Raw genomic sequence first — 13,205 nt, forward strand, 5'->3', positions numbered from 1 at the left:
TATGAGTCGTGATTTAATCGTATTTGGAGAAGATTTTGGTGGTTTACCTTCTAGCACCCAACATATAGTATCTAGGCTAGCCGCTGATAGAAAAGTACTATGGGTTAACTCGATAGGCTTACGTCAACCCAAGCTCAACAAAAACGACATAACACGCACTTTTAATAAATTGCTTGGACGCGGTAAAAAAGGATACTCATCAAACTCTCAACCGCTCTTAAGCAACATTACGGTAGTTAATCTTAAAACCATCCCTGCTCCAAAATCGTCATGGGCAAGGCGAGTTGCCAAAAAAATGTTACTCAAACAACTTATACCTATTATTGATAAGCTTAATTTGGTTAAACCTATTTTTTGGACCTCACTACCAACTGCTGCCGATCTTTGTGGACACCTCAATGAAGCCGCTGTGGTATATTACTGCGGTGATGACTTTGCATCTCTGGCAGGCGTTGATCATGATACAATCGTATCCCATGAGAATAAGCTTGCCACTTTAGCCGATCTTATCTTGGGAGCAAGCCCGACGATCTGCGATAAGTTTGCTGCACATAAAACAACATTAATTCCTCATGGCGTGGACTACGACTTATTTAGCCAACCTGCAATACGAGCATTAGATCTTCCTAACAATGGTCGCCCTATTGCAGGATTTTATGGCAGCATATCAAATTGGTTAGATTATGAGCTTATTGCTAAGGTGTGTCTTAATAATTCTGGCTGGGACTTTGTTTTTATTGGGCCGATCGAGTTAGACTACAATCCACTTCCTAATTTATCCAATGTCCATTATTTAGGTCCAAAACCTCACGACGAACTACCAGGCTACAGCCAGCATTGGGATGCAAGCTTACTACCTTTTAAGCTTAACCAGCAGATCCTCGCTTGCAGCCCATTAAAGCTGATGGAATACCTAGCAACTGGTACACCTGTTATAACAACGCCATTTCCAGCGATGGAACCATACAAGCAGCACATAAACCTTGTTCATAACGCTGATCAATTTAGCCATAGCCTCAATGATGTGGCACTAAAACAACAAGTGGATTCAGAAATAGTCCGCAGAGACAGTTGGGACGCTCGTTCCTTAGAAGTCAGTCAGCTTCTGGAGTCTCTATGAATAAACTAAAAATCCGCTTCATTGTCATTTTAAATGCTGCTTGGCGTCAGCGCTATGTCATCATGTTACCAATATTAATCATGCCTTTTGCTGGGTACTTTGTTGGTAAAATGGCCCCTGAACAATACGTTTCGCACACCAGTATGCTGATTCAAGAAACAGCTAAAATGAATCCTTTTTTAGAGGATATTGCAGTCTCTACAATGCTAAAGGAGCGTTTAACTGCACTACGTACCCTATTAAAAAGTAGACATATTCTTAGATCCGTTGCCAGTGAACGTGGACTAACTAACGAATCAATGTCAGCCCAAGAAATAGACGATGTTATAGCTAGACTTGCTGAAAATTTGACTGTCAGCCAGCCTGGCAAAGACTTTTTGAAGATTGAATTAAAGGCATCTAAGCCAGAAGGAATGAAAAAGCTGCTTGAATCAGTTAGTGAACGTTTTATTGAACAAATGCTTGCACCTGAGCGCTCGTCAATAAAAGACTCAAGTGAATTTCTAAGCCTCCATATTGAAAAGCGTCGAGATGCGTTGAATGAAGCCGAAAATGCCCTCGCTAATTTCAAAAATGAAAATGCATCAGTCACACCTGAAATGCAAAATCAAAGCCTTACTCGTCTCGCGATTCTAAAGCAAAGCCTCGCTGAGAAAGAAGCCGAGTTATCGGGTGTTGAACGTAGCCTAGGGACTTTGGACCAGCAGCTATCTAGAACGAATCCTGTGGTCGGAAAAATTGAAGAGCAGATCATTGAGATAAGGAGTGAACTCACCCTATTAAGAGCAAGATATACAGATAATCATAGCTCTGTACTCGGAAAACAACGCGAGCTTAATCGTCTTGAAAGAGAACGCACTGAGCTGTTAAAAGTTGAACAGCCCATAATGAGTAGTGATCAGCTTTGGGACATTGCGAGTAGCAATACGCTGTCAGACATCAGTAAAATACAACCTTTACTCGTTACGCAATTACACACTTTACAAGTTGTTCGCAGCAAATTTGAATCATTAAGTGAAGAAACAAAAAGCTTAACAAAGATGATAGCTGACTTAGAGCAACAAGCTAATAAGTTTGGTGACAACTCCAAAGAAATGTTTCAACTACAGAGCGACGTAAGTATTAAAAGACAACTCTATGATGAATTGATCCAACGTTATGAGATGGCCCAGCTTACTGGATCACTAGGAATATTTGAACAAAATAAGAGGGTGAAAATTATCGATCTTCCTTATACACCAAGCGCTCCTTCTAATCTTCCAATCATTTTTTTTATTATAGCCGGCCTTTTTGCTGGTATCGCGCTTGGTAGTGGCATCGCGACTTTAATTGAGATTTTCAATACCGCGGTAAGAAGCCCAATTGAATTGGAAGAACTGACAGGAACACAGGTCATTGCCATCATTCCCAAAATAAAACCATTCCAGTCATAAAGAAACTCAAAATGACATAACCAACAGATACAATATTAAGCACTTGTTTAATATTGTTTTTTTATTGGCACAGGATGTGCTTTAAGTTACTAGACTCGCCAACTTAGGGATTAGTAATGAAGAGCAATTCAAACACCACAATTCATATTGTTCAGCACCTATCACCAGGTGGCTTAGAAACGTTAGCAATTAATATGCTCAAGTTTGCTTCATCTGATTCCAACGTTTTCATTGTAAGCTTAGAAGGTCACAAACAGGGGGCGATTAAAAATTGGCCATTACTGCAAAGCATTAGCGATAAACTCATATTCCTAGGTAAGCCACCAGGGGTGAGTGCCAGCACTGGTTTAAAGCTTTATCGCCTATTTCGTGAGATAAATCCCAAAGTTGTTCATACTCATCATATTGGCCCACTAATCTATGGTTCAACCGCTGCAAAATTAGCAGGTATCAACAATATTATCCACACTGAGCATGATGCATGGCACTTAAACAATACTAAACGACGTTTATTACAAAACTTGATACTTAAACTCTCGAATCCTTGTGTGGTTGCTGACGCAGACGTAGTTAAAAAACAATTTTCTGAAAAGCTTAACTACCAAAACGTTGTAGTCATTAAAAATGGCATCGACTGTGAACAATTTTCCCCTGGTGAAAAAAAGCATGCGAGAATAAAGTTAGGTTTGCCAGTTAGTGGCCTGATTATTGGTTCTGCAGGCCGCTTGGAAGAGGTTAAAGGGCATGATTTACTTCTGAAAGCGATGCCGTTTATCCACCAAGGTGCCAAACTTGTCCTAGCAGGAAATGGCAGCCAGCGAACTCATCTCATGAAACAAGCTAAAGATCTATCAATTACTGATCGAGTCTGTTTCTTAGGTCTAGTTGATGATATGCCAAACTTCTACCGAGCACTCGATGTGTTTTGCCTTCCATCTCGCTGTGAAGGGTTTCCTCTTGCTCCATTAGAAGCACAAGCCTGCGGTATTCCGACCGTCGCCCATGATGTTGGCGGAGCTAACGAAACACTATGCCCTGACACAGGGCTTCTTTCAAAAGCAGGAAATCACCAAGAGCTTGCTATTAATATAAACAAGCAATTAAATTATACATCTAGCCATTCTCCACGCCATTTCGTCACTAGCAATAACGATATTAAGAAAATGGTAGAAGCATATAACGCACTTTCACAGGGAAAATTCGCATGATCGACTTTACTATCGCAGCTTGTTTTACCATATGCGCCGCTTTGATTATTTATCATCATGTTGGTTACCCATTGATTCTTTCATGGTACTCAAAACGCCACCCCGCAGCTGATGTCAAGCATGTAGAGCGTGGATACAAAACAGGTCAAGGTGATGTTGAGTGTTTAGATGTAACAATCCTTGTACCTGCCTTCAATGAAGAAAGGTGGATCGCAGAGAAGATTCGTAACCTAGCCTCGATTGATTACCCCAAAAAACACTACCAAGTTATCATTGCTTGTGACGGTTGCACTGACAACACAGTACAGATAGCTCAAGACACGATTCAAGAAGCCATTTGCTGTGACACTCATTTTGAAATACGAGTATTCGAAGAAAATCGAGGAAAAGTGGCATTAGTCAATGACCAAATGAACACCATTTCTTCTGAGATTACAGCAATGAGTGATGTATCAGCACTCATATCAATTGATACTTTACTTATCGCTAACCAGCATTTTCAAGATGCTAATGTTGGCGCAGTCAATGGCCACTATCAACTACTATCCTGCGGTAGCGCAGGCGAAGAGAAATATTGGCATTATCAGAGCGAAATTAAGCATAGTGAAGCAAGTTTAGGCAGTACTCTAGGTGCCCATGGAGCACTCTACTTATTCAGAACTAAATTATTCGAGCCTCTACAAGCCAACACAATTAACGATGACTTTATTATCCCAATGGAAATCATCCGTAAAGGATTTAATGTCCACTATGACCAGAACATGATTGCATTGGAGCTAGAAGCTACTTCCACAGACAACGACTTCAAACGCAGACTGAGAATTTCTGCTGGCAACATGCAGCAAGCTGTACTGTTAGCTGAGCTTTTCTTACCAAAATACAAAGGCGTAGCATTTGCTTTTATCTCTGGTAAAGGGCTAAGGCTAATCGCACCTTACCTGATGATTGTTTGCTTTGCTTTGTCTATAGCCCTTATCAACCAACCATTCTTTTTACTAGGAACCGTTGTCCAAGCCTCAATTTATACCATTGCTGCTTTGGGACACCTTTTCCCACGAATATTTTGTCACAAGTACTTTCGGTTAGTGACATACATTGTTGCTGGCCATACTGCCAACCTAATCGGTGGCCTACGTTATTTGTTAGGCTTAGAGTCCACCCGCTGGACACGAGTTCAATAAAAGGAGCATCTTATGAGTAATGTATCTTCTTTATATTCAATCTGGTTAGCAAAGCGTATCTTTGATTTTATCTCTGCTTTGCTTGGACTTCTCATTTTATCGCCTGTGATGCCAGTTATCGCACTCGCCATAAAACTTGATTCAAAAGGACCTGTTTTCTACAAACAGTTACGAGTAGGAAAATCGACACCAGAGCAAATGATGTTCTTTGAAATCGTAAAGTTTCGCACCATGTATATTGATGCAGAAACGCGAACTGGCGCGGTATGGGCAACAGAAAATGACCCTCGTATCACCAAAGTAGGACGTTTTCTCCGCAAAACTCGCTTAGACGAAATCCCTCAACTGTTTAATGTTGTTCGAGGTGAAATGTCTATCATCGGCCCTAGACCTGAACGTCCTGGCTTCTACAACAAACTTGAATCAGAAATCCCTTACTTTGCGGATAGAACCTATGGAGTAATGCCAGGTATCACCGGACTAGCTCAAGTTAATCAAGGCTATGATACTTGTATCGATGATGTTAGGAAAAAAGTAGGCTACGACCACAGCTATGCCCTATCTCTTCGTTCATTGAAATCATGGATAATGATGGACTTTAGCATCATTACTAAGACTCTCATTGTAATGGTTGATGGTCGCGGCAGATAAAACCTTCAATAACCCGGAGTTTCTTTCAAGAACTCCGGGCCTTTCAAGAGTAAAAAAACACCAAACTGTCTAGTTGTGAAGCAAACAACTTGAAAACCAATAATTTGGACTTGCACACCAACCAAAGTCTCGGTAATATCCGTCTCGTTCTTAAGGATTGGGTCCGTAGCTCAGTTGGTTAGAGTACCGCCTTGACATGGCGGGGGTCGGCGATTCGAGTTCGCCCGGACCCACCAATCCTTAAAGCATTAAATTGCCAAGAACAAAAATTTGGGTCCGTAGCTCAGTTGGTTAGAGTACCGCCTTGACATGGCGGGGGTCGGCGATTCGAGTTCGCCCGGACCCACCAAATTTAAAAAAATCCCAGTTTAGCTGGGATTTTTTGTGTCTAAAATTCCCTTCCCTACTCCATAATTCTGCCAAGCCATGCGTTTTGCGGCCTTGCCATAATTGGTTTGTTAGAGATACTTAAAACGGAAAGCAACTCAAACTAGTTGGCCTAATTTGGCCAGAAAGCCTTGTTGCAACTTCTGCCCACGAATTACTGCCATTTGAATGTAAAAGTAACTTTGAAATATGACGCTTAATAACATTCCAATCAAATTCTTCGAGCACCAATGTCGGTGGCATAAATGAATTAATAGTCCGATTTTCAATTGCCTTGGGAGAGGCCACATAGAATTCAAAAAACACGCTGTCGGCTTGGTGATTTTCAAAGCACAAGTCTAATTCCATGAGAACATCAAACTCTTCCCAATTACTAGGGTAACCGGAAGTTGATGGCTCTAATTGATCACTTGATATTCCGAGCAACTCGATATTCATGGTATCTCTAATGCCATCTTAAGGGGCTTAAAGCACCCACTTCATGTGAGCTAGCCACCTTAAATACTAAAAATTGATAAGACTAAAAAATGATCCAGTGTTTTTAGTCTCCTTGAAGCTCTGGTTAGGAGCGACCTTCCATGAATCAATCTCATGTACAACGTAACCTGAAAACAAACCTCAAAGTGGCGTGGATAATTTATCTTTCTCTTTATTGGTGTGTGTCAGATATTATTTTTCGATATTATTTTACTCAAAGATAAAAAAAGATATGAGAAAGACTCTCATATCTTCTTTTTTCTTTATTTCACATTCAAACCCTATCTAAAGCATATTGTAGTGGATACCTTGCCCTAATTCGTTTTGTTTCATGATTCCCCATTCAACGATAGCTTGATTGGTTAGTTGTTGATACGTAACATTATTTAACCAAGTTGATATGGGTGATAACCAATGTAGAGAAGGATCTTTAGAGATAGCCAGTAACGCCTCTTTCCATGCGATGAAATTGGACTCACAGCCGCTATTAGACACTTCATTAAACATTCGACTCATACTCACAAGTGTTGTGATTTTTTGACCCAGTTCTGAGGAAGGGTTATAAAGTGCATCAATAGAGCTAAGCAATCTAGCATCATAACTATCTGGAATTAAGTCAGAAATTAGATATCTTAAAATATGAGCGGGTAATATTTCAGAAAACAAGACAGGTGCATTATCTTGCATTTCAGAAACATGGCGGCCAACACTGGTACGTTGTGAATGAACTATTGCCATATAACGTTGAAAATCACCCAACTGAGAATGTAACCAGTTCGCTCCGTTTTGTTTACTTAGCTCAAGTGCCTCAGCCATATGAGATTTTACTATGCCTTTCGCTAATGGAAGGGCATTACCTGATAGATTCGCCACATCAAGGGTTGAATTTTGTAACGCTGATGCGATAAAAGGTGCATATTTTTCTATATCAAAGCTGTTCGGATAAACATAACTGTAAAATTGACGGCCCTGTGTCGCTTTCCATTCACTTTCTAACGCAGGTTCAATCAATTCATCCAGCTGTTCGACTCGTTTACGATGAACATATTGTCCACGACCTGAATAACTAGCCAACCAACGCGCAATGTCATCAAGGGAACTGGTTCGAGATAGATTTTCTTTGGCTAAATATGATGCACTCCATCCCGCACAGGATTGTTCACCAATACAATCACTACCAAGCTGCTGGCGAGAGTCAAACAGCCAACGATACACTTGTGCCTTGGTCGTCACATTTTGTTTGATATTGCGCTGGTGCTCAGAATAAGACAATATTTGCTGCTCTAGCCACTGTTCTTCGGTTTCAGGATTCCAGCCATTTTGTATTAATGTGTTTAGTGTTTCATTAAATATCGAGTAATAGTGCTCTCGCACTGGTACTTTTATTTCACGCACAACCTCATCTTGTGATGGCTCAAAACGACGAGTTTCTGCTGGAACTCGAGTGTATTCTACACAACCACGAAAGTTAGGATCACCTCCCAAAATTCCCAAGCGAGAACAAGACTGATAGCTGGCTTGTAGCACCAAAACCTTAGAAGATAGCTCTCTTGCTGTGGCAGGCCTATAAAGCAGGCTTCTTGCCATTTCATCGACAGCATACCGACTTGCTTGCTCTTTGAAGAAATCATTGGTGTTTGCGATTACACCTGAATCAAATAATTTATCGATTAACTGCAACCCTTCTCCTCTCATCAAACTCTGCAGTTTTGTGCTGATAATGCGAACATGATTATCGGCCGTTTCAGCAATTTTTTTCTTTGCGTTTAATGTCCGAACGTAAAGTTGCGTGAGGGAGTTGCGATCCAAACCACTTAAGTTATTACTGCGCAGTTGATCAAGTTTGGTAATCATTTGCTCAAGCACTGAGTTTTGGCAGTGTTGCAGGGCTGATAAAGCATTAACGGCTGCGCGAGTAGAGGGAGATGCAGATGTGAGGCTATTGCTTCTTTGCTGAGAATAAAGAGCATAAACTGCATCGACTTCAGGCTGGCAAACACTTCTTATATCCGATGAAAACAACCGATTTCTGTCTTTATTAATGTCTAGCTGAAAAAATAAGGTTTTATTCAGCTCTTTATCAACAGTGGTTATCAATTGGTTTGAGAGAACGGTTTGAGCTCTTACCGACTCTTGATAGTAAGCTTGATATTTCAAAGCAACATCAGACGCGTAACTTTTTACGATCGCTTCTATGGTTTTATGTTGGTTAGCAGCCAAAGATGCCCAATGTCTTTTGTCTCTTAAATCTTGCCGAGTAACGATATCGTCATGGATGGTGAAGCTGTAATGGTCACCAGCAGCCATATTATTCCACCGGTTAATCAGAATATGTCGATCAATACTGCGCTGAGGCAGTTTGAGAACACCAAACCAATCGACGAGTTCCATAACGGTGGCAAAACGGTCATAGGATGTTCTTGATTCATCCTCAAAGGCTTGGGCGACATCACGAGCCCAAAAGCCCACAGCAACCGCGCCTCCAATTGGTCCTAATACCTCAAGTGCAGCACCGCCCACTTCAGAGGCAGTGCGGCCAATAGAAGATAGCAGGCGTGAAGCTTCTTCAGCTTCTAGAGCAACAGAGCTTTCTGGACCAGCTTCAAGCAAAGTGGAGGTCTCATTGTATACGTATTTTGTTTCGCTTAAGTTCGTTGACTCGGCTGAGAAATGGTTCGGTGCGGTTGGAAACAGCTCTTCCGGCGTTATACCTTCACTAAAAGATGCATAGTTCTTCTCACTCAAGCGATTAAATGCTTCTTTATCGAGAATAGTAAACTCATCGCCAATAGTACAAAATCCGGCTGCCAAAACGTTTGTTGATAGTATGGCAAAAAATAGTATTAAATGTCTTAACTTCATATTGTTTGATTATTCTTAGGTTTACTGAAAGTGTTAAACTATGTGTTCGTATCAAAAAGTTATTAAAATTCACACGCTTCAAGCGCTGAGATATTCTCTCCGGTGTGCATATCTTTGATGGGTCTATTTCCTATATCGCTTGCCGCTATTTCTCTATAGATCACATTATTCATACCCATTTCAGGGTTGGCATCGATTGCTGTCACTTCAAAGAAAGTGTTTCTATTGACTAAGATTTCTAATTCGTCTGTTCTCATATCAGGCATAATTATGGACGCTTCTCCATTGCTAAGTTCAAACATAGATCTTTGGCCACCGTAAAAACCCTCGGTTGATCTGGCAGACACAGAGGTCGATAGAAAAGTGCTAGGGCTAACAATATCACCCACTTTAATTAAACCATCACTGTAGGCCTTTATTAACGACTCACCACGATAGGTTTCACCTGTAAATTTAATTCCTTGTTCAAACGCTGAATCAATATGCTCAATGATGGGGTTTATTTCCTCGGTATTTTCGCCATTGAGTATTGCTCGTCGAATAGCTTGATACCCATTTTGTTGATAATAATTAAGAGCATCAATGGATTCATAAGATAAAGAATATTGCTGCTGCATTGATAAAGGCTGAAGCCTTGACATTATTTGGTAATACTCATCGACACTTTCTTTTGTAAAAGGGTTGTCTAGTTTTTCTATTAAATCCTTAATTTCTGCTTTCGAGTAATATCCTTTGTTATATTTCAGGCCAGCAAAACTCGCCGATGAAATAGTGAGCAATGTGACAATGGCAGTTGAAAAAATAAGTTTAATTAGCAACTTCACTTATACATATCCTTAACATATTAATCTTGTTTAATACATAATACATGCATATGCGTTGACTTATAATGATAATACTTATATAACAATGGCTTATTTATACATGCGTTCCAACTTTAGGATATCGACCTTTTATCGAACAAGGATTCTGTCGCTTGCATTATTGTTATCAGTAACATCATACCCACCACAGAACCGATGGTGTGTTAACTAGAAAAGAGATAAAAGTAAGAGCTGTGGTGATCACAGTTTTCCACTATCGAATGTCATGCTACTTCAGCACGCCTCTGGACAAAAGTGTGTCAGTGGTTTTGCGAATTTAGCAATTCATGGATTAGTTCAAATATTGAAACCTTGGTCAGTAAAAAGCAGGTCCTAAGGCATTAATTTCTCGAAAGTAGCTCATTAACGCTCCTCGCCGCATGCTTTTTAGTTAAAATCACTATAAATTCAGTTACTTTGTTGTCTTTTCAGTAGGCTTATTGAGCGCTAAAATAGCGACTGCTAGTCGGATGAAGGAGTAAAAAATGGCTAAACGAGAATTTTGCAAAATACAAGGCTTAAAACCGTCACCTCGTACGATGGATTATATCGAACAAATGACCCACATTACGGATATGTCAACGGTTTGGAGCGTATCATCAAAGTTCTACCATTTTTTCAAATTTTTGCAGGTCGAGATTCATACAGAGGTGTTGCCATAGCGTCAGCTTCTTACAATGCAACAACTTATGATTGGAATTTATACCATGAGTCTGTGATGGCAATAGCACCTATTAAGCGTGAGCGCCTAGAGCAGATAGCTTTAAAGGCATCGTTAGACACATCGGGTGAAGAACGGAAATTTTGGGAGTGTGTATATAATGCGCTTTAAATCTCTATTCTTCGGGCTAGTTCTTTGTAGTCTATCAGTCCAAGCCGCCAATCTTGACGAGTGGGCCAATCAGCTTAAACATGAAATGGAATCCAACTATACCCTTCTAAATCAGCGTGTATCTGAATGCAAGTCAATAAGGAAAGAGTTTGACTATTCAAAAACACTTGATACACAGTGGTACACAAACTTAGATAAGTCTAAAAAACAAACCGTCATCCAATATGGTTTTGCTTATGCGTCGCAGCAGTGTTCTTTGAAAGAACGTCAAGCTTACACCAGCTCTTTAGTTAATTACGTTGCCTACTCTGGTGATAAAAAACCATTGAATGAATGGCTAAGGCTTTTGGAGGGCGATAAAGATTTACAACAGAAAGTTAACGATATTGGTATTGAAGATACGCAAAAGTTTATCGCTTCCTATTTATCAACGCCATTTGATGCGCTTCAGTTTCTAAAGGCTCAAGGGTTATTCTAAGATTTGTCCAATTCTTATTGGTAGGCAGATAGGAATTGGACAAAAGTGAGCTAGCAAAATCGCGCTAACCCGCCTTAATCAATTAGAAAAAGTAACTCGCTATATATGTAAGGTCACTAATTCTTCAGAGCTTATTGAAGTGTATTTTTCAACAAACTCTACTGCCCTATTTAACGTTACAAATTCATTTTTGAAAGACTCAACTTCTGTAGAGGTACGCTTTATATGAACAATATAATTATCAGCAACTTTACTCATGGTAACGGTTGTCGTCTTCTCTCCCGTCGTTTTAGACGCGGAAATCACTTCGGTTGTTGCTAGAAGTCTTTCAATTTGACTAACCTTTACTCGGTCTGTAGCCGAAATCCAGATTTCACTATCTGGAGAACTATATCGGTATAAACACACGAGTATCGGTAGAGTTATAATAAGCATTATCCCATTGATAACTAACAATTCAATGCTAAACTCGAATAGAATCGGCATAAGCTGTAGTACTAAAGCAAAGCATTGTAAGTAGAATAGAATACGCCATACTTTTGGAGTGAAAATGGGTTTTTTAAACAAATATCCATAAAAACCAAGTAAATACAAAGTTGTAAACGTAATACTAACTAAAAAACCAACAGAAACAGCACCAGCTAATATTGAAGTAATAATATTAAATAATGAGAGGAGTAGATATGCCGCTCCATACAGTACTAAGCCTATCTTTTTCAATGTGATTTTCCTATATAAAAACAATCGTAGATCACTGCTTAAGCCTCTTTTCACTAATTAAAATACTGAAAAAGATGATAAATGGTGAAAAGAACAGCACCAATAGTGCCAAGAAACATTGTCCATCTATGAGCATAATATGAGCTCATAGTTCCTTCTTGATCATCTGCTTTTTCATCTCCGATTGTTCCATACATCATCATGGACTTACCTTTACAATAACGCCTTAGCCCTAAACCTGAGCATAAAAAAGTAATGAACCATAAGCCTATTAATGAAACAACACTACCAAAAAAGAAAACAATACCTATGAAAATACAGACTAAATAAATACCGTCGGAGATATTTAAATACTTCCATACTTTAGCTTTATTAATCTCCTCCAAGCATACCTCCACCAACATAACTCGTTGCATTTTCTCCTGTCTTCCAGACACGCTCATGAAGGTTAAGAAGCTTCAGTCTATATGCCGCACCTTTACCCATAACAAATGCCCATAGTGGATCCAGATTTCCTTCGAGAACATTAGCTCCAATATCGACATAAACAACTCGCTCTAACACTTTTAGATAAGGATTAGCGATCAACGCCATATTGACGATCTGCATGGCATCGGATCGTTTATCTTGCGTAGCAGCCTCAATATAGTCCTGAAATGCATCATCTTGGAGGTCAAAGTTCGCTCCCTTCATTAAACACTCTGGAGTTGCACATCGCGCTTTTAGTCTAACGTTAAATGATTGATTATTCACGGTCATATTTCGGCGATAACTTCCATCTTGAACAGGTCTTTGTTGACTACGAATTGTTCGATGTCTTTGTGACATTTTAATCGCTCTAACGCCGTCAATAAATCCTAGCTTAAGATTTTTAAATAATTGTTTGGCTTGTTCATAACTGATAGAACGTTTTTGATAGGCTTTTAAAATGCTATTAATCGCCTGACTAAATTCACGGACGGCTTTGGAATGAATTTGACGCTCTAACTTTAA

Annotated in this window: 13 protein-coding genes and 2 tRNA genes; 9 read left to right on the forward strand and 6 right to left on the reverse strand. The window is 39.7% G+C overall.

Features of this window, described 5'->3' with window-relative positions; translation table 11 throughout:
* Position 1 precedes the first annotated feature (1 nt).
* The 7 genes from KO511_RS20125 to KO511_RS20155 all read left to right on the forward strand — a co-directional run bounded on the left by KO511_RS20125 (position 2) and on the right by KO511_RS20155 (position 5,942).
* Positions 2-1,120, forward strand: coding sequence for a glycosyltransferase (locus KO511_RS20125; RefSeq protein ID WP_215989164.1), 1,119 nt, complete (start codon positions 2-4; stop codon positions 1,118-1,120).
* Complete coding sequence (locus KO511_RS20130; protein ID WP_215989165.1) at positions 1,117-2,553, forward strand: GumC family protein; 1,437 nt, start codon at positions 1,117-1,119, stop codon at positions 2,551-2,553. The genes KO511_RS20125 and KO511_RS20130 overlap by 4 nt, the downstream gene beginning before the upstream one ends.
* A 116-nt stretch (positions 2,554-2,669) precedes the next feature.
* Positions 2,670-3,761, forward strand: coding sequence for a glycosyltransferase (locus KO511_RS20135; RefSeq protein WP_215989166.1), 1,092 nt, complete (start codon positions 2,670-2,672; stop codon positions 3,759-3,761).
* On the forward strand, positions 3,758-4,942 hold the full coding sequence (locus tag KO511_RS20140; protein ID WP_215989167.1) for a glycosyltransferase family 2 protein: 1,185 nt from the start codon (positions 3,758-3,760) through the stop codon (positions 4,940-4,942). Before KO511_RS20135 ends, KO511_RS20140 begins: the two co-directional genes overlap by 4 nt.
* A gap of 12 nt (positions 4,943-4,954) precedes the next feature.
* Positions 4,955-5,593, forward strand: coding sequence for a sugar transferase (locus tag KO511_RS20145; RefSeq protein ID WP_215989168.1), 639 nt, complete (start codon positions 4,955-4,957; stop codon positions 5,591-5,593).
* A 159-nt stretch (positions 5,594-5,752) separates the two neighbouring features.
* A tRNA-Val gene (locus KO511_RS20150) sits at positions 5,753-5,829 on the forward strand.
* 36 nt (positions 5,830-5,865) lie between these two features.
* A tRNA-Val gene (locus KO511_RS20155) sits at positions 5,866-5,942 on the forward strand.
* 119 nt (positions 5,943-6,061) lie between these two features.
* On the opposite strand, the gene KO511_RS20160 is transcribed toward KO511_RS20155, so the two are convergent.
* From KO511_RS20160 to KO511_RS20170, 3 genes are all read right to left on the reverse strand, one after another.
* Entirely contained in the window at positions 6,062-6,418 is a 357-nt protein-coding gene (locus tag KO511_RS20160) for an Imm8 family immunity protein (protein WP_215989169.1), read from the reverse strand.
* 324 nt (positions 6,419-6,742) lie between these two features.
* The gene (locus KO511_RS20165) at positions 6,743-9,319 is read right to left on the reverse strand and encodes a hypothetical protein (protein WP_215989170.1); all 2,577 of its coding nucleotides are present in this window, start codon (positions 9,317-9,319) and stop codon (positions 6,743-6,745) included.
* Positions 9,320-9,381: 62 nt separating this feature from the next.
* Positions 9,382-10,143 (reverse strand): ADP-ribosyltransferase, encoded by a 762-nt coding sequence (locus tag KO511_RS20170; RefSeq protein WP_354668179.1) that lies wholly within the window; start codon positions 10,141-10,143, stop codon positions 9,382-9,384.
* Positions 10,144-10,684: 541 nt separating this feature from the next.
* Between KO511_RS20170 and KO511_RS20175 the strand changes: the two genes are divergently transcribed.
* Both KO511_RS20175 and KO511_RS20180 read left to right on the forward strand, forming a co-directional pair.
* Positions 10,685-11,014, forward strand: a complete 330-nt coding sequence (locus KO511_RS20175) for a hypothetical protein (protein ID WP_252724465.1) — start codon at positions 10,685-10,687, stop codon at positions 11,012-11,014.
* Positions 11,004-11,492 carry a hypothetical protein gene (locus KO511_RS20180; protein WP_215989171.1) on the forward strand — a complete coding sequence of 163 codons (489 nt, stop codon included), beginning with the start codon at positions 11,004-11,006 and terminating at the stop codon, positions 11,490-11,492. Before KO511_RS20175 ends, KO511_RS20180 begins: the two co-directional genes overlap by 11 nt.
* Positions 11,493-11,591: 99 nt before the next feature.
* On the opposite strand, the gene KO511_RS20185 is transcribed toward KO511_RS20180, so the two are convergent.
* The 3 genes from KO511_RS20185 to KO511_RS20195 all read right to left on the reverse strand — a co-directional run.
* Positions 11,592-12,212, reverse strand: a complete 621-nt coding sequence (locus KO511_RS20185) for a hypothetical protein (protein WP_215989172.1) — start codon at positions 12,210-12,212, stop codon at positions 11,592-11,594.
* Between the two features lie 53 nt (positions 12,213-12,265).
* A complete protein-coding gene (locus KO511_RS20190) occupies positions 12,266-12,598 on the reverse strand; it encodes a hypothetical protein (protein ID WP_215989173.1) in 333 nt (110 codons plus the stop codon).
* Positions 12,585-13,205, reverse strand: a 621-nt coding sequence (locus KO511_RS20195; RefSeq protein ID WP_215989174.1) for a hypothetical protein, incomplete at its 5' end; no start/stop codon positions are given. The genes KO511_RS20190 and KO511_RS20195, both read right to left, overlap by 14 nt.

This window comes from Vibrio hepatarius (assembly GCF_018860525.1).
In the GTDB taxonomy this organism is placed as follows: domain Bacteria; phylum Pseudomonadota; class Gammaproteobacteria; order Enterobacterales; family Vibrionaceae; genus Vibrio; species Vibrio hepatarius_B.

Excerpts from the sequence above, each read along its gene's own strand:
- KO511_RS20125 (WP_215989164.1), top strand. The coding sequence starts at position 2 with ATGAGTCGTGATTTAATCGTATTTGGAGAAGATTTTGGTGGTTTACCT.
- KO511_RS20130 (WP_215989165.1), top strand. The coding sequence starts at position 1,117 with ATGAATAAACTAAAAATCCGCTTCATTGTCATTTTAAATGCTGCTTGG.
- KO511_RS20135 (WP_215989166.1), top strand. The coding sequence starts at position 2,670 with ATGAAGAGCAATTCAAACACCACAATTCATATTGTTCAGCACCTATCA.
- KO511_RS20140 (WP_215989167.1), top strand. The coding sequence starts at position 3,758 with ATGATCGACTTTACTATCGCAGCTTGTTTTACCATATGCGCCGCTTTG.
- KO511_RS20145 (WP_215989168.1), top strand. The coding sequence starts at position 4,955 with ATGAGTAATGTATCTTCTTTATATTCAATCTGGTTAGCAAAGCGTATC.
- KO511_RS20160 (WP_215989169.1), bottom strand. The coding sequence starts at position 6,418 with ATGAATATCGAGTTGCTCGGAATATCAAGTGATCAATTAGAGCCATCA.
- KO511_RS20165 (WP_215989170.1), bottom strand. The coding sequence starts at position 9,319 with ATGAAGTTAAGACATTTAATACTATTTTTTGCCATACTATCAACAAAC.
- KO511_RS20180 (WP_215989171.1), top strand. The coding sequence starts at position 11,004 with ATGCGCTTTAAATCTCTATTCTTCGGGCTAGTTCTTTGTAGTCTATCA.